This is a genomic window from Limnohabitans sp. Rim8 (assembly GCF_945901735.1).
Taxonomy (GTDB): domain Bacteria; phylum Pseudomonadota; class Gammaproteobacteria; order Burkholderiales; family Burkholderiaceae_C; genus Limnohabitans_A.
The window spans coordinates 21,724-37,398 of sequence record NZ_CAMDLM010000033.1; the positions used below are offsets into that span (position 1 = coordinate 21,724).

Genomic DNA, 15,675 nt, shown 5'->3' on the forward strand with positions numbered 1-15,675 from the left:
ATGAAACACGCCCTGCACATCGACGACGCCGAGGTCGAGCTGAGCGCCATCCGGGCGCAAGGCCCGGGCGGGCAAAACGTCAACAAGGTCTCCAGCGCCATCCAGCTGCGTTTTGATGTGGCGAACTCCGCCTTGCCCGACGATGTCAAACAGCGCTGGCTGGCGTCGGGCGACAGTCGGTTGACGCTGGAGGGCGTTTTCATTCTGAAAGCCCAGAAACACCGCACGCAAGAAGCCAACCGGGTGGATGCTTGGGCCAGGCTGTATGAAACGCTGGATCTGTATGCCAAGCCTCCCAAACCCCGCAAGGCCACCAAGCCCACTTATGGCTCGGTGCAAAGGCGGTTGGAGGGCAAGTCGATTCAGTCCAAGATCAAAAACGCTCGGCGTAAAGACGACCCAGATTAAAACTGGGCTGTCTTAGCGCGCCTGAGCACTTGTGCCAGCGCATCTGGCGCATCGGCCTGCACCACCCGCCGCCCTGGCATGCTGCGCAGCCAGGTGATTTGCCGCTTGGCCAGTTGGCGGGTGGCAAAGATGCCGCGCTCCATGATCTCGGCTTCGGTCCAGCCCGCGTCGAGCCCTTCCCAGGCTTGGCGGTAACCCACGCAGCGCATCGAGGTCAGGTCGGGGTGCAGGTCGCCGCGTGCCCGCAGGGCCTTCACCTCGTCCAAAAAGCCCGCCGCCATCATTTGTTGAAAGCGCAGCGCGATGCGCTGGTGCAACCAAGGGCGGTCCAGTGCCTCCAGGCTGATGACGGGGATGCGCCAGTCGGGGGCGTTGGCCTTGGCGCTTTGGTGAAAAGAGCTCAGGGTTTGGCCGGTGGCGGTCCAGACTTCCAAGGCGCGGCCAATGCGCTGGCTGTCGCCCGGGGCCAGGCGGGCGGCCGTTTGTGGGTCCACCTGGGCCAGTTGCGCGTGCAGGGCGGGCCAGCCTTGCTGCTCGGCTTGTTGGTGAATTTGAGCCCGCACCTGCGGGTCGGCCGCGGGGATGTCGTTCAGGCCTTCTAGCAAGGCCTTGAGGTAGAGCATGGTGCCGCCCACCAACAGCGGTGTTTTGCCGCGTGCACGGATGTCCTGAATGAGCCGGGTGGCGTCTTTGGCAAATTCTGCCGCGCTGTAGCTGTGCAGCGGGTCCAGCGTGTCGATCAGGTGGTGCGGCACGGCGGCCAGTTCGTCGCGGCTGGGTTTGGCGGTGCCAATGTCCATGCCCCGGTAAACCAGGGCCGAGTCAACGCTGATGATTTCTGCGCCGCCTTGGGGCTGCAGGGCTTGGGCCAAGGCCAATGCCGCTGCGGTTTTGCCGCTGGCCGTGGGGCCCACAATGGCGATGGCGTCGGGTTGGCTCATGCCGCTGCGGTTGGCATGAGCACCGGGCGGCCGTGGCGTTGAACGGCGGTCCAGGCCAACAGCGTGATGACGATGGCCCAGAGCAAGATGCCGTGTGCCAGCGCAAACACCGGGCGGTCCATGTGGGTGCTCAGCCAGGCGCCCATGAAGAATGCGCCCAGCATCATCAAAAACCCATTCAATGCCGAAGCTGTGCCTGCCCGTTGCGGAAAGGGCACCACAGCGACGCTTTGACCGCATGGCTGATGGACGCCGTGGCCCAGCATGAAGATGTACATGGGCACCATGACGGCCCAGGCACCGTAGCAGTCCTGGCCTTCCCCGGCATGGGCCAGCGCGGCCATGCTGACACCGCCGGTGATGGTCAGCACCGCGGCCATGCCCAAGGTGCGGTGCACGCTGGTGCGGCGCAGCATCCAGAGGCACAAGAAGGTGCCCACGATGTAGGACAGCGACATGCTGAGCATCAGAAAACCATAGGCCGTTTTGCTGTACCCCATGAATTGAATGAAGACAAACGACGAGCTGGCCAAAAAAGTGAACAGACCCAGGTAAGACGCGGAAGACAAAGCGCACCAGGTGAGGAACACGGGGTGGCGCAGGATGGCGAGGTTGGCGCGCATCAGGGGGCCGACGCGCAAGGCGTGCGCATCGGGTTGGGCCAGGGTTTCTTCGAAGCGCCAGGCCAGCAAGGCGAGGGTGCCTGCGCCAAACACCGCGACGGCGATCAGGGCCACGCGCCAGCCCAGCCATTCGGTGAGCAGGCCGCCCAGCGGCGCGCATGCGCAAGCGATGATGCCCAGGCCGGTGAGGGCTTGCGACATGACGGTGGCACCTTGGCTTGGTGCAAACAGGTCGCGCACCACCGCGCGCGCGGCCATGACCCCCGCGCCCATGGCGATGCCTTGCAGGGCGCGGCCTGCGATCAGCCAGGCCATGCTGGGGGCAAATGCACAGGCCACCGATGCGAGTTTGAAAGCAGCCATGCCCCACAGCAGGATGGGTCTGCGGCCAAAACGGTCCGACATGGGACCCCAAATGAGCTGGGACAGACCAAAGGCCAGGAGCAGCGCCGTGAGCGTGAGTTGTGCCTGGCCCATGCTGGCACCAAACCCCTGGGTGATGGCGGGCAGGGCCGGCAAATACAGGTCGCTGGTGACGGGTTGCAGGCCGAGCAGCAGGGCCAAGAGCAAGACGACGAGTCTGGGGGCCATCACCGGCCTCGCAAAAACAGCGCATCCAGATCGCGCATCGTCATCTGGCGCCAAGTGGGCCGGCCGTGGTTGCACTGGTCGGAGCGTTCGGTGTCTTCCATCTGGCGCAGCAAGCCGTTCATTTCATCGAGCGTCAAGCGGCGGTTGGCGCGCACCGCGCCGTGACAGGCCATGGTGGCCAAAATTTCATTTTGGGCGCGCTGCACCACCGTGCTGGCGTCGTGCTGGGCCAGCTCGGCCAACACGCTGCGCGCCAACTCCACCGCGTCGCCTTGCGCCAAGCTGGTGGGCACGGCGCGCACGGCCAGGGTCTTGGCCGACAGGGGCGAGATTTCCAGCCCCAATTGTTCCAGCGCTTCGGCGCAGGCCTCGGCCGTGGCCACTTCGTTGGGGGTGGCGGCAAAGGTGGCCGGGATCAGCAGCGGTTGGCTGGCGATGCGCGAGGCTTCCGTGGTGTTGAGTTGGTTTTTCAGGCGTTCGTACACGATGCGCTCGTGCGCCGCGTGCATGTCCACCACCACCAGGCCTTGCTTGTTTTCGGCCAGGATGTAGACGCCGTGCAGTTGGGCCACTGCGCGGCCCAGCGGCCAGGGGTTGTCGGCGGCGCTGGCGTTTGGCCAGGGCTGATCGCGGTCGGAGACCGCTCCTGCGGGGGCGAGGGATGCAGCATCGCGGTTGGAGACCGCTCCTACGGGGGAGGGTATTGTGTGGGAGCGTTCTCCGACTGCGAAAGGGGCTGGCCAATCGGCAGGGCGGGCTTCTTGCGCAACAAGCGCTTCATTGCGCTCAGGCGGGTTCCACAGCGCCTTCAGGTCGGCCATGGCTTGTTCGCCGTCCACTCGGGGGCGCACAAAATCGGCAGGTTTGTAGCTCGGGGCCGAAAAAGTCGAGGGGCCAGGGCGTTCGAAGCCCATGCCGCCTTGCTGCCAGGCCGCTGACTCGGGCAGGGCTTTGGAAGAGGGGGCCTTCAGGTCGAAGTCGCTGGCGGGCAGGGCAGACGCATCGTTCAGGTTTTGCGAACGCGGCACCGCCAAGGCGTTTTCGAGGGCATGCCGCACCGCCTGGTGCACCGCGCGGCTGTCGCGAAAGCGCACCTCGATCTTAGTCGGGTGCACATTCACGTCCACCAGGGTCGGGTCGATCTGCATGAACAGCGCATAGGCCGGTTGTTTGTGGCCGTGCAGCACGTCTTCGTAGGCGCTGCGCGCGCCGTGCATGACCACTTTGTCGCGCACAAAGCGGCCGTTCACATAGGCAAATTGGTGGTCGGGGCGTGAGCGGGCAGCGTCGGGCAGACCCGCGCGCCCCGTCACTTTGAGCGGCCCGGCGTGGTATTCGATGGGAATGGACTGGGCCACAAACTCCTCACCCAGCACATCGGCCAGGCGCTGCGCCAGGCCTGCCGCGCCAGGGTGCACGCGCCACTGCTCCACCAGCTTGCCCTCGTGCCAGATGGCAAAACCCACGTCAGGGCGCGCCAGCGCGTGGCGGCGCACCGCCTCCACGCAGTGCGCCAGCTCGGTGCTGTCGCTTTTGAGGAATTTGCGGCGGGCCGGGGTCGAGAAAAACAGCTCTTTGACCTCTACCGTGGTGCCCACGGCGCGGGCGGCCGGGCGGATCTCGCCAGTACGGCCGTCCAGCGCAAAGGCGGTGGGCTGGCCGTCCATGCGCGAGAGCAAGGTGAGCTCGGACACCGAATGGATGGCCGCCAGCGCCTCGCCTCGAAAGCCCATGGTCATCACCGATTCGAGGTCGTCCAAATTGCTGATCTTGCTGGTGGCGTGGCGCTTCAAGGCAGTGGCCAACTCGTCCGGCGCGATGCCACCGCCGTCGTCCTCCACCGAAATCAGCCGCGTGCCGCCACCCATCAGGCGCAGCGTGATGCTTTGAGCACCTGCGTCCATGGCGTTGTCCACCAACTCGCGCACGACCGAAGCGGGGCGCTCGACCACCTCGCCAGCGGCGATCTGGCTGATCAGTTCATCGGGGAGTTCGCGGATGGGGCGGCGCGCGTAAGCCGGGGGTTGTTGGGAAGTCACTGCCAGATTTTAGGGGCTCTGCTTGGGCGCTTGGGCGGGGATAATCGTCGCATGGACATTCTTTTGCAACTCGTTGATTTCATCCTCCACGTCGATCGATATTTGGAGGCCTTTGTCGCTCAACATGGGGCTTGGGTCTATGCCCTGCTGTTCCTCATCATCTTTGTCGAAACCGGTGTGGTGGTCATGCCATTTTTGCCGGGCGACTCGCTGCTCTTCATCGTTGGGGCCATGTGCGGCGCGGGCTTGATGAGTTTGCCCTTGGTCATGGGCCTGCTGCTCGCAGCCGCCATTTTGGGTGACCAAACCAACTACACCATCGGGCGCTACTTCGGGCCCCGGGTGTTCCAGTGGGAAGAGTCGCGGTTTTTCAGTCGCCGCGGTTTTGACCAGGCCCATGCGTTTTACGAAAAATACGGTGGCATCACCATCATTTTGGCCCGTTTCATGCCTTTTGTGCGCACCTTTGTGCCTTTTGTGGCGGGCGTGGCCGAGATGACGCGCAGCAAATTCACCTTCTTCAATGTGGTGGGCGCGGTGATTTGGGTGGTGGGCCTGTTGTCGGTGGGTTACCTGTTTGGCAACCTGCCGATCGTGCAGCAGCACCTGAGCAAGATCATCTGGGCCTTGATCATCGTGCCCGGCCTGATCGCCCTGTTCGGGGCCTGGAAGGCGCGCCGCGCCGGTGTCTGAGCCGCGGGGCTGTCATGCACCACGAGAACGCGAAATGTCGCTTCGCGCCAGCCCACAATGTCGGACCTGAAGGCACCGACCTACGGGGCCAAGTCGGACCTGAAGGCACCGACCTACGGGGAAGGCGGTATTTGTAGGTCGGCGCCTTCAGGTCCGACAAAGCGCGTGGTGAACCACCGCCAGTTGGCTTGCGTCATGCCCCTGGGCGCTCATCAAGCGTCGCCAAAATTGAGCGGCAAGCCCACATAGTTTTCTGCGATGGTGCGCGAGCCCGCTTGGCTGTGGACCAGGTAGTCCAGTTCGGCGTCTTGGAACTTCTGGCCGATGTCGCCGTTTTCGGGAAAGTGGTGCATCAGGCTGGTGAACCACCAGCTGAAACGCTCGGCACGCCAGATGCGGCGCAGGCAGCGCTCTGAATAGCTGTCGATGCCCGCCTCCGAGTTCTCTCGGTAGTACTCAATGAGAGCGGTGGACAGGTACTTCACATCGGTGGCCGCCAGGTTCAGGCCCTTGGCGCCTGTGGGCGGCACGATGTGGGCGGCGTCACCCGCCAGGAACATGCGGCCAAAGCGCATGGGCTCGGTCACAAAGCTGCGCAGCGGCGCGATGCTTTTTTCGATGCTGGGGCCGGTGACCAAATGCTCGCGTGCTTCGGGGTCGAGGCGGTTGCACAGCTCGGCCCAGAAGGCGTCGTCGGACCATTGTTCGACCTTGTCGGTCAAGGGCACCTGCAGGTAATAGCGGCTGCGCGTGGCGCTGCGCTGCGAGCACAGGGCAAAGCCGCGCGTGCTGTTGGCGTAAATGAGTTCATGGTGCACGGGTGGGGTGTCGGACAACACGCCCAGCCAGCCGAAGGGGTAGACCTTTTCATATTCCTTGATCGCGCCTTGAGGGGCACTGGCGCGGCAAACGCCGTGAAAGCCGTCGCAACCGGCGATGAAATCGCATTCAAGGGTATGCAGCTGGCCATTTTTTTCGTAGGTGACGCGGGGCTTGGCGGTGTCGAATTCGTGCACCTGCACGTTCTCGGCCTCGTACACCGTGGGCAGGCCTGCGGCTTGGCGTGCGTCCATCAGGTCGCGGGTGACTTCGGTCTGGCCATACACCATGACGTTTTTGCCGCCGGTGAGCTGGTTCATGTCGATGCGGTGACGTGCCCCTTTGAACAACAAGTCAAAACCGCCGTGGACCAGACCCTCCTTGTGCATGCGCTGGCCCACACCGGCTTCGTCGAGCAGATCCATGCTCACTTGCTCGAGCACACCGGCCCGGATGCGCGAGAGCACATAGTCACCGCTTTGGCGTTCCACGATGACGGCGTCGATGCCGGCTTTGTAGAGCAGCTGCCCCAGCAGCAAGCCCGAGGGGCCTGCGCCAACGATGGCAACCTGAGTGCGCGTGGCTTCGGTCATGAAAAGTCTCCGGGAATGTGGGTCAAAGGCAATGCCCGCAAGCTTAGACAAGAAGTCAGGGCGTGTCAGCGCTGTAGATTTTGGTTTGTGCGATGCTTGTTATTTTTGTGCGATGATCGCGCAAATTAACGCAGATCAACGGGTTTTCCCAACGACCCTGTCGGGGCTGAAGCCACCGACCTACGGGGTCTGTCACTTGTAGGTCGGTGGCTTCAGTCCCGACATTTCACGAACAAGGCCCAAATGACCATCGCCAAAGCAGACTACATCGAAAGCCTGGCCAAGGGCCTGGCCGTGCTGGAAGCGTTTGACACCGAACGTCAGCGCCTGAATGCCACGCAAGCCGCGCAGCGCACCGGCATCACGCGGGCGGCGGCGCGGCGCCACTTGCTCACGCTGGCCGAACTGGGCTACCTGGACACCGATGGCGCGCATTACTGGTTGTCGGCGCGGGTGTTGCGTCTGGCGGGCAGCTACATGGCCACTTCGCGTTTGCCGCGCACCCTGCAGCCCACGCTCAACCGCTTGGCCGCGCAAACGCAGGCGGCTTTCAGCGCGGTCGTGCTCGATGGTGATGAATGTGTCATCGTGGCCCGCAGCGCAGGCGCGGCCGAGCCGGTTCGACACTTGGCCTATGGCTTGCACTTGGGCGCACGCTTGCCCGCGCACGCCACTTCGACTGGGCAGGTTTTGCTGGCCAACTTGCCCAGGGCCGACATGACGGGTTGGCTTAAAGGCCGCAGCCTGGCACGCATCACGCCCGAGACTGAAGTGGGGTCAGTGGCGTTCAAAAAAATCATCGATCAGGTGCGTCAGCAGGACCATGCTTTGTCACGCGGTGCGCATGAGTTGGGCATCCACGCGCTTGCCGTGCCATTGAGGAATATGCAAGGCCTTACGCTGGCTGCATTGAATGTGGTGGGGACTGCCGAGCAGCTGACCGATGCGGCTGTAGCACACAAGTGGTTGCCTTTGTTGCAGGATGCCGCTAGGGAGTTGCGACCTTTGTTGTGACGAATACTTTGGAAGTCTTATGACTCATGAAATCCTTCCGGGCGCGCCCAGTGATGCAAACAGTCGGCGGCCATGGCCTGTATGGCCTGGGCGTTGGACACGTCGGGGGTGTGAACGCGGCAGCGCTCGGGGGCCAGTGCCTGTAGGGCTTCCAAGGCATGGGGGTTCAGGCCGACCAGCGCGACCTGCGCACCCGAGCCCAGCAACTGCCGCGCCAAGCTTTACCCCAAGCCCCCGCAGGCTCCTGTGATGACGGCGCGTTGGAGCGAGGGCATGGGGTTTTGACTGGAATGCGGGTGAGTGGAATCGTTTGTAATTTTGCACGTCAACTCACTCTGGGGCCTCATTCAAGGCCCTTGCGAAAGGCTTGTTCAAGGGCTGCACTGGCTGGCGATATTTTTTCCGACCACAGGCCGCACGCAGAAATAGCGTATTTCGGGCGACTGGAATTCCTTGATCGATCGCACCATGGAGGGGTTGGGCATTTCTGGGGCCATCACCCGTTCTTGTGACAAAGCCCACAAGCCCTTGCTGCTGTTCACGCCGCCGTTCCAGTCGCCCAATTCACTCAGGTAAACGTACTCACCCACGGTGGGCAATCGGGCTTGCATGCATTCGCAGGCAAATTGGGCTTTGCGCGGCGAGTTGGTGGTGCCCAGCACATTGCCCGGCGCACCCAACAGTTCCAAGGTTTTCCCCAGGTAAGCGACCTGGCTGGGAAAGTGCGTTTTTTGAAACTGGCTGAACACTTGGTAGGCGATTTGTCCCATCACCGATTCCGGCATGCCCCGGGCCTGGTAATTGAAGCTGTGTCCTGGCTGGGTTTCGAGGTGCAGGGTCACCAGCACATCACCTTTGCATCCCGGACTGAAGGAATAAGTGCCCCAGGCCATGCCGGTCAAACCCTGAAGCTGTTTGGCTTCCAAGCTGCCCTGTCTTTGCTGGGCGCGCAGCACGCGCACCAACTCGCTCAGGGCCGTGGGGTTGAATAAATTCACCTTGCGCACTTGGGGATGGTGCAGTTGATACACCCGGTCGAGCGCGGCCTTGAAACTGCCTTCGAGCAAGACGTCCATGCCAAATCCGCCCGTGGCCCGTTGCCGCCCTTGGTCGATCAGGCTGTCCAAGGTCTGCAGCAACTCAGGTGCTTGCTTGGGTTCAGCGCCAATGCGGATCAAGTCGACCAACAATCGGGCCATGTCGCTAGCCTGTTGAGCGCGGGTGCGGCCATAGGCATCTTGGTATTGGCAAAGATCCTGGCCGCGCACAAAGGGGATGGTCGGCCACAAGGTCACCTGGGCAGTGCTGTGGGAGGGATCGGCCAAAGCCTGCCCGCCCAAGACCGTGCCACAAAAAATCAGACCCATATTGCGCATCATGCGCGCCAGCATAGCCACCAGCCTAAGACATGGCCTTGACATAGCGCAGTGAATCAGCTCAAAGGTTTCAGCTCAGTACCCCATGCCCAAGATGAACTGGCGCACGCCCAGCTCGTCCATTTGCTTTTGTTCGTGGCGTTTGGCGTCTTGCGCCACAGCTTTCACATCTTGCTCGGCCAGCGACGTCATCTTGTGCAACTCGATATCGGCTTGCAGCTTTTTTTGGCGCATCTGTGTCAGCGTGGCCTGGGCTTTACCCAGGTCGACCACCACGCGCTGCTGCAGGTTCAGCAGCTGGGCCATGAACTGGCGGTGGTTCATGCTCGCTTGCATGCCCATCACCGGCGCTTGGTGGGTCTGCTCCTGCAGGCGGTATTCATCGTACAGCTTGCACAGGCGCTGGTGGCTGGCTTCGAGCTGATCGACACGGGCCATGGCCCGCAGGATGTCGTTTTGCGCATCGTTGACCGCGTCTTGGGCTTTGCGCACCAGCACAGGCCAACAATTTCGGGCTTCTCGCATGGTTTTCTCCTTGGGGGTTTCAGGCGGTCATCAAGGCCCGGACTTCGCGGCGCGTGGCCGCGGCGTCCTGGCTGGTGTGCATGTCTTGGTGTAAAAAATGTTCCATCGCCGTGCGCAGGCGAATGGCCTGGTCCAGGTCTGGGTTGCTGCCTGCCTCGTAAGCGCCGACCTGGATCAGGTCCTGGTTTTGTTGGTACAGCGTCCACAAACGCCTGAAACGGTTGGCCAGCTTTTGGTCTTCGGGCGAGAGCAGGTTTTGCATCACCCGCGAGACCGAACCGGTCAGGTCAATGGCGGGGTAATGCGCCGCATCGGCGAGCTTGCGTGAGAGCATCACCTGGCCATCGAGCGAAGCGCGGGCAATGTCCACGATCGGGTCATTGGCGTCGTCGCCCTCGGCCAGCACGGTGTAGATGGCGGTGATCGATCCAAAGCCATGTCGCCCGACACCGGCACGTTCGATCAAATTGGGCAGCAGCGCAAACACCGAGGGCGGGTAGCCTTTGGCGGTGGGGGGCTCGCCAACAGCCAGACCGATCTCGCGCTGCGCATGGGCCACACGCGTGAGACTGTCCACCAGCATCAAGACGTTTTTGCCTTGATCGCGAAAGTATTCGGCGATCACATGCGTCAGGTGCGTGGCTTTGAGGCGCAGCACGGGCGACTCGTTGGCCGGTGCTGCCACCAGCACCGACTTGGCCAGGCCCACTGGGCCCAAAGACTCTTCAATGAAGGCCTGCACCTCACGGCCGCGCTCACCGATCAGGCCGATCACCACCACGTCGGCTTCGGTGAAGCGGGTCATCATGCCCAGCAACACGCTCTTGCCGACGCCAGAGCCCGCCACCAGGCCCAGGCGCTGGCCCCGGCCAATGGTCAACATGCCGTTGATGGCTTTGACCCCCACGTCCAGCACTTCCTTGATGGGGCCACGCTCCATGGGGTTGATGGGACGGCCTTGCAGGCTCAGCACATCGCGGCACTCGGGCGGCGGTTTGCCGTCGAGCGGCTGACCACGCCCATCGATGATGCGGCCCAGCAAATCGGGACCCAGGCACACTTGTGAGGTGTGGCTGAGCACGCGCACCTGTGCTCCTGGACCGATGCCTTGCGGCTCGGTGAAGGGCAATAAAAAAAGCGTTTCGTCGTTGAAGCCCACCACCTCGGCCTCGACCCGGTGGCCCATCTGCCCCATCACTTCGCAGCAGGCGCCCAGCGGCGCCATCAGGCCACGCGTTTCCAGACGCATCCCCACCAACCGCACCAAGGTGCCGCTGCGCTGGGGCTCTGGGGCATGCAGACCGCCGATCAGCTGGTTGACTTCTTGATCGAAGTTCATGTCGGGCTGTCCTCGCCGGAGTCTGCGTTTTTGATGTCGGTGTCCTGCACGTCAATGACTTGCCGGTCCCAGTCTCGTTTGGGGGTGTTTTCAGGCATGGCATCGACTTTGTCTTGCACCAGACTGGACGTTTGCATCCAGGCCTCGGGCTGGGGCAGCAGGCGACGGGCCAACGACTCCAGGCGGTGCTCGATCAGGTCTTGCACCACGCTGTCTTGTACGCGAACACGCACACTGCCCGGGCGCAATTGGGGGTCGGCCTCCAGCTCCAGGTGGGCCGTCACGGCTTCCCCCATGGCTTGCAGGCGCTTCATGTCTTGCGGATTCAGGCTGACTTTGACCGGTTGCGCCGGGTGGTCCAATTGCTGGATGCACGACTGAATCAGGCCCTGAATGGCTTGTCCAGAAATTTGCAGCTCGGCGCGCACCAGTTGTTCTGCCAGGTGCAAGGACAAGCGTTTGAGTGGCTCAAAAAACCGCTGGGGGTCTTGGCTGATGCTGCGCAGCTCGATGCCCAAATGGCGGATGAGTTCGCGTTCCTTCTCGCGTTCGGCGTCCAGTTGGGCGTGCACATGCGCCTGGCCTTCCTGGTTGCCACGTTGGAAAGACTCGTCCAACATCGCGGCCAGTGCCGATTCCGAGACTGAGGTGTTTTCGGGCTCTGGCGCCGCCAAGGCCGCCGGCTCTGTGGCCTCTTGCGCTGGCGCCTGACTGTCGTCGGTGAACTCGCTTGCATTCAGAGGTGAAGGCGAGGTCAGGGCGTCGGTCGGCTCGCTGCGGTCGGCCACACGCCAGGGGCCAAAGGCGTGCGCTTTGGCTTCGTCCCATTGCGTGCGCAGGAAACTGGGGGTCTGGCTTTTGCCGTTGAGCAAAGGGTTGGTGCTCCAAGGGGCAACTTGGGCATTCGGGTCAGACAAAGCCATCGCCGCCTCCTGCCAACACCAGCTCGCCCGCATCGGACAGCTTGCGTGCCAGACGCATGACGTTCTTTTGTGCTTCTTCCACTTCGGTGATGCGCAATGGCCCTTTGCTTTCCATGTCGTCCACAAACATGACGCGAGCGCGGGCGGACATGTTGTCCAGGAACTTGTCCTTGACGAAGTCAGGCGCACCTTTGAGCGCGACCATCAACAGGTCTGGCTCGGCCGTGCGCATGATGGCCTGGATGCCCCGGTTGTCAACGCTCACCAAATTCTCAAAGGTGAACATGTTGTCCTGGATCTTTTGCATCAAATCGGCGTCGATCACCGACAGGCCAGACATGATGGCCGATTCGAGCTCGACCTTGACCGAGTTCATAATTTGAGCGGCCGCTTTGACGCCACCAAAGCTGGACGATTTGGACGAAGAGTTGGTGGCGAACTGCTTCATCATGATTTGCTCCAACTCTTCCATGGCCGAAGGCTGCACCGTGTCCAAGCTGGCAATGCGTTGAATGATTTCTGGACGCGCTTCTGCGGGCAGAAAATTCAGCACGTCAGCGGCCACGATGTGTTCCAACACCGACAAGATGATGGCCACCACCTGGGGGTGTTCACCCCGGATCATTTCTGCAATGGAACGGGCATCCATCCATTTGAGGATTTCAAGCCCTTTGCTGCCCTGGCCTGGCATGATGCGGCTGAGCACCGAAGACGCTTTGTCTTCACCCAAAGCGCGTTTCAAGACCTTCTCCACATAGTCTCCTGTGCCCAAGCCCAAGCTGGTCTGCTTCTTGAGTGTGGACACAAATTCGTCGAGCACCACGTTCACCGCCTCTTGCGACAAATCGGCCACCGACACCATCGCAGCGCCCAGCGACTGAACCTCTTTGGGGTTCAAAAACCGGATGATTTCGGCCGCTTGTTGCTCGCCCAGTAAAAGCATCAGCACCGCAGCCCGCTGTGAGCCGGTCAGGGCGTCCAGCTCCTTTTGCAGCACTTCGGTCATCACGATCGGTGCATCGCCCAAAACCGATGCGACTTCCTTGGCGTCCTTGCCTTTGGCATCTTTCTCGTTGTCTTTTTTCGTAGCCATCGTTTTGTCCTTGTGTCTCTCAGGAAACCTTGATCATGCCCTTGAGCACGTTGGCCACTCGGCCTGAATCTTCGGCCACCAGCATGCGGATGAGGGCCACTTTGTCGTCGTAGGTGTTGGCCGTGTCCAGCATGTCGATGCTGATGCTCGACTTCTTGGGCTTGAGCTTGGCCTTGATCTCTTCCAAACTTTCGCCTTCGCCGATCTGGATCATGCGCATGTCTTCGGCACTGAGCTCGCCATCGGCCATCGCAGCTTTGGCTTTTTCTTCTTCTTCGGCCATAGACTTGGCCGTCGTGATGCTGCGCATGATCGGGCGCACCACGATCAGCATGAAAACGATGAAGCTGATGGCGATCAGGGCGCTGGTCAGGCCGGACTGCACTTTATTTTCGATGTACCACGGTATGGTCTCGAGGGGTGCAGGTGCTTCAAAACGGGCGGGTACCACCGAGACATTGTCGCCACGTGCTTGGTCAAAACCTACCACACCACGCACCACCTGTTGCATTTGCTCAATTTCTTGGGGGGTAAAGGGCACGCTCTTGGGTGCATTGGGGTCTACCGCCGCGCCTTCCGCCGGCGGCGGGGCAGGGCGCTCGTTCACGATCACAGCCACGCTGACTTTTCGGATGCCGCCGCTGGCGCTGCGCACATGACGCACCGTACGGTCGATCTCAAAATTTCGCGTGGAGCGGCTGCTCAGTGTGTTGTTCGACTCAGACTGGCCCTTGGTCGTGTCCACCTGGGTGCTGTTGGTGGTGGTGGGGTTGGCCGGTGGCGAGTTCGCCAGTGAGCCCGGGATGCCCTCGGCAGCGCGCACGGCAGCGCGGTCTTCGGCCAGCACCTCTGAGCGGGTACGGGGGCCTTTGTCGCGGTTGTCAAAGTCTTCGGTGGTGCTTTCGGTCTGGGTAAAGTCCAGCGACAAGTTCACCTGCGAGCGCACATTGGCTTCGCCCACCATGGGCGAGAGGATCTGCATGATGCGGTTGCGCAAGACCTCTTCCATTTGTTGTTTGTGCTGCTCCTGAGCGGAAGTCAGGCCTAATTTTTGTTCGGTGGCCGACTCGGTCATCAGCTTGCCCACGTTGTCGACCACAGTGACGTGGTCCGGCGTGAGGTAGGGCACGCTGGATGACACCAAATGAACGATGGCCTGCACTTGAGATGCGGACACCGCGCGGCCGGGGTAGGGGGCCAGCACCACCGAAGCCTTAGGGGGCGTGCGGTCACGCACGAACACACTTTGTTTGGGCGTGGCCAAGTGCACGCGGGCGCTTTGCACACTGCCAATTTGCATGATGCTGCGGGCCAGTTCCTGCTCCATGGCGGCGTTCACCTTGACCTGCTCCATGAACTGGGTGGTGGTCATGGACGACTGGTCTTTCAGGCCATCCAGGCCCGTCGCGCCCGCCTTGGGCAAGCCTTGCGCGGCCAGAAAAATGCGCGCCTCGTGGAAACGGTCACTGGGCACCGTCAGCTGGCCGGTGGCCGGATCGATCTTGGGTTTGAAGTCAGACGTTTTGAGCGATTCGAAAGCGGCTTGCTGGTCGGCCTCTTGCAGACCGGGCATGACCGGGCGGTAAGGCGTGGTTGACATCCAGGCATACATCAAGCCAAACAGCACCATGACGGCCAGCATCACGATCAGCGGCAAAACCCGTCGTACCGAAGGTTGGTTGAGCACTTTGGTGAAGGTGTCCGCCATGCCCAGCGTTTGCCAGGGGCTCAAACCGGTGCCCGGCTCGTTGGCGCCTGTGGCGCCGGCTGGGGTGGTCAGTGCCATGCTGCCGTTGGGCGCAGGTGCGGGTGCCGAGACGGCCCCCGAGTTGGCAGGCACGGTCATCATGCCGTTGTTCATTGTTGCGGTCGCTGTGGCCATGGTGTGTTCTCTTTAAATCGTTCAGACCGGCATGTTCAAAATGTCTTCGTAGGCTTTGAGCACCTTGTTGCGCACTTGCAAAGTCGCCTCGAAGGCCAAAGAGGATTTCTGCATGCCCAGCACCACATCGGTCAGGGCCACGTTCTCTCCCCGGTCAAAAGCGGCACGCATTTCAGAGGACTGCACCTGGACTTGGTTGACCTGGCTGAGCGCACCCGAGACAAATTCGCCAAAGTTGGTCTTGCCAACTTCAGGCGCAATGCCTTTGAGCTGCTCGCCACCTGGCAGGCCCGAAGCCTGGGCCTGGTGGCTGCGCAGGGTTTGCAGCATCGACTGGATATTGGCGGGCGAAATGGCTTTGTCAATCATGCGTGTCTCCTTCAGCAGGCCGCTGCCATGGCCAGGCCGTGCTCACGCAACTGGGCCATTTTGTAGCGCAAGGTGCGTGGGCTGATGCCCAAGCGTTTGGCCGCTTCGGTTTTGCTGGGGGTGCTGGCCAGTGTGGCCATGATCACTTGGTGCTCGTTCAGGCGCACGGCGCTGTGCAGGTCGGTGGGCAAGCTGCCGCATTGGTCGGTGCTGTCTGATTCTTGCAAGCCCAGGTTGTCCTTGGCCGCAGCCATGAACAGTTCCATGTGCGTGGCCGATGGGGTCTCTTGTGGCACCACATCCAGTGCTGCACTCCAAGTCACAGGTGCCAAGGCCGCAGCGCTGGCGGTCAACCAGTCGTCAAACATCAGGTGTGCCGGCGTGACCATATGGTCGGTGCACAGCACCATGGCACGGCGCATCACGTTTTCCAGCTCGCGCACGTTG

The 15,675-nt window shown here is 62.0% G+C and carries 16 protein-coding genes; 3 read left to right on the forward strand and 13 right to left on the reverse strand.

Annotation, left to right across the window (positions count from 1 at the left end):
* Nucleotides 1-408: an alternative ribosome rescue aminoacyl-tRNA hydrolase ArfB gene (gene arfB, locus Q0O99_RS14510; RefSeq protein WP_293752688.1), complete on the forward strand. Its 408-nt coding sequence runs from the start codon at nt 1-3 to the stop codon at nt 406-408.
* On the opposite strand, the gene miaA is transcribed toward arfB, so the two are convergent.
* From miaA to mutL, 3 genes are read right to left on the reverse strand one after another with little or no spacing between them, the layout of a single operon-like run.
* Nucleotides 405-1,349, reverse strand: a complete 945-nt coding sequence (gene miaA / locus Q0O99_RS14515; protein WP_293752689.1) for a tRNA (adenosine(37)-N6)-dimethylallyltransferase MiaA — start codon at nt 1,347-1,349, stop codon at nt 405-407. The genes arfB and miaA overlap by 4 nt on opposite strands.
* Nucleotides 1,346-2,563, reverse strand: a complete 1,218-nt coding sequence (locus tag Q0O99_RS14520; RefSeq protein ID WP_293752690.1) for a Bcr/CflA family efflux MFS transporter — start codon at nt 2,561-2,563, stop codon at nt 1,346-1,348. Before Q0O99_RS14520 ends, miaA begins: the two co-directional genes overlap by 4 nt.
* Nucleotides 2,563-4,602, reverse strand: coding sequence for a DNA mismatch repair endonuclease MutL (mutL, locus tag Q0O99_RS14525; protein WP_293752691.1), 2,040 nt, complete (start codon nt 4,600-4,602; stop codon nt 2,563-2,565). The genes Q0O99_RS14520 and mutL overlap by 1 nt, the downstream gene beginning before the upstream one ends.
* 51 nt (nt 4,603-4,653) lie before the next feature.
* Between mutL and Q0O99_RS14530 the strand changes: the two genes are divergently transcribed.
* Nucleotides 4,654-5,295: a DedA family protein gene (locus tag Q0O99_RS14530; RefSeq protein ID WP_293752692.1), complete on the forward strand. Its 642-nt coding sequence runs from the start codon at nt 4,654-4,656 to the stop codon at nt 5,293-5,295.
* A gap of 212 nt (nt 5,296-5,507) precedes the next feature.
* Here the strand turns inward: Q0O99_RS14530 and pobA are convergent, their stop codons facing one another.
* Nucleotides 5,508-6,707: a 4-hydroxybenzoate 3-monooxygenase gene (gene pobA / locus Q0O99_RS14535; protein ID WP_293752693.1), complete on the reverse strand. Its 1,200-nt coding sequence runs from the start codon at nt 6,705-6,707 to the stop codon at nt 5,508-5,510.
* Nucleotides 6,708-6,950: 243 nt separating this feature from the next.
* On the opposite strand from pobA, the gene Q0O99_RS14540 reads away from it, so the two are divergent.
* Nucleotides 6,951-7,721 (forward strand): IclR family transcriptional regulator C-terminal domain-containing protein, encoded by a 771-nt coding sequence (locus Q0O99_RS14540; RefSeq protein ID WP_293752694.1) that lies wholly within the window; start codon nt 6,951-6,953, stop codon nt 7,719-7,721.
* A gap of 17 nt (nt 7,722-7,738) precedes the next feature.
* On the opposite strand, the gene Q0O99_RS14545 is transcribed toward Q0O99_RS14540, so the two are convergent.
* The 9 genes from Q0O99_RS14545 to Q0O99_RS14585 all read right to left on the reverse strand — a co-directional run.
* The gene (locus tag Q0O99_RS14545; RefSeq protein WP_293752695.1) at nt 7,739-7,939 is read right to left on the reverse strand and encodes a hypothetical protein; all 201 of its coding nucleotides are present in this window, start codon (nt 7,937-7,939) and stop codon (nt 7,739-7,741) included.
* Nucleotides 7,940-8,092: 153 nt separating this feature from the next.
* The gene (locus Q0O99_RS14550) at nt 8,093-9,100 is read right to left on the reverse strand and encodes a hypothetical protein (RefSeq protein WP_293752696.1); all 1,008 of its coding nucleotides are present in this window, start codon (nt 9,098-9,100) and stop codon (nt 8,093-8,095) included.
* 72 nt (nt 9,101-9,172) lie between these two features.
* Nucleotides 9,173-9,622 carry a flagellar FliJ family protein gene (locus Q0O99_RS14555; protein WP_293752697.1) on the reverse strand — a complete coding sequence of 150 codons (450 nt, stop codon included), beginning with the start codon at nt 9,620-9,622 and terminating at the stop codon, nt 9,173-9,175.
* A gap of 19 nt (nt 9,623-9,641) precedes the next feature.
* Nucleotides 9,642-10,961, reverse strand: a complete 1,320-nt coding sequence (locus Q0O99_RS14560; protein WP_293752698.1) for a FliI/YscN family ATPase — start codon at nt 10,959-10,961, stop codon at nt 9,642-9,644.
* Nucleotides 10,958-11,884 (reverse strand): FliH/SctL family protein, encoded by a 927-nt coding sequence (locus Q0O99_RS14565; protein WP_293752699.1) that lies wholly within the window; start codon nt 11,882-11,884, stop codon nt 10,958-10,960. The genes Q0O99_RS14560 and Q0O99_RS14565 overlap by 4 nt, the downstream gene beginning before the upstream one ends.
* Nucleotides 11,871-12,977, reverse strand: coding sequence for a flagellar motor switch protein FliG (gene fliG, locus Q0O99_RS14570; protein WP_293752700.1), 1,107 nt, complete (start codon nt 12,975-12,977; stop codon nt 11,871-11,873). The genes Q0O99_RS14565 and fliG overlap by 14 nt, the downstream gene beginning before the upstream one ends.
* Before the next feature lie 19 nt (nt 12,978-12,996).
* Nucleotides 12,997-14,859: a flagellar basal-body MS-ring/collar protein FliF gene (gene fliF / locus Q0O99_RS14575; RefSeq protein WP_293752701.1), complete on the reverse strand. Its 1,863-nt coding sequence runs from the start codon at nt 14,857-14,859 to the stop codon at nt 12,997-12,999.
* A gap of 21 nt (nt 14,860-14,880) precedes the next feature.
* Entirely contained in the window at nt 14,881-15,228 is a 348-nt protein-coding gene (gene fliE, locus Q0O99_RS14580; RefSeq protein WP_293752702.1) for a flagellar hook-basal body complex protein FliE, read from the reverse strand.
* Nucleotides 15,229-15,239: 11 nt separating this feature from the next.
* Nucleotides 15,240-15,675, reverse strand: a 436-nt coding sequence (locus tag Q0O99_RS14585; protein ID WP_293752703.1) for a helix-turn-helix domain-containing protein, incomplete at its 5' end; no start/stop codon positions are given.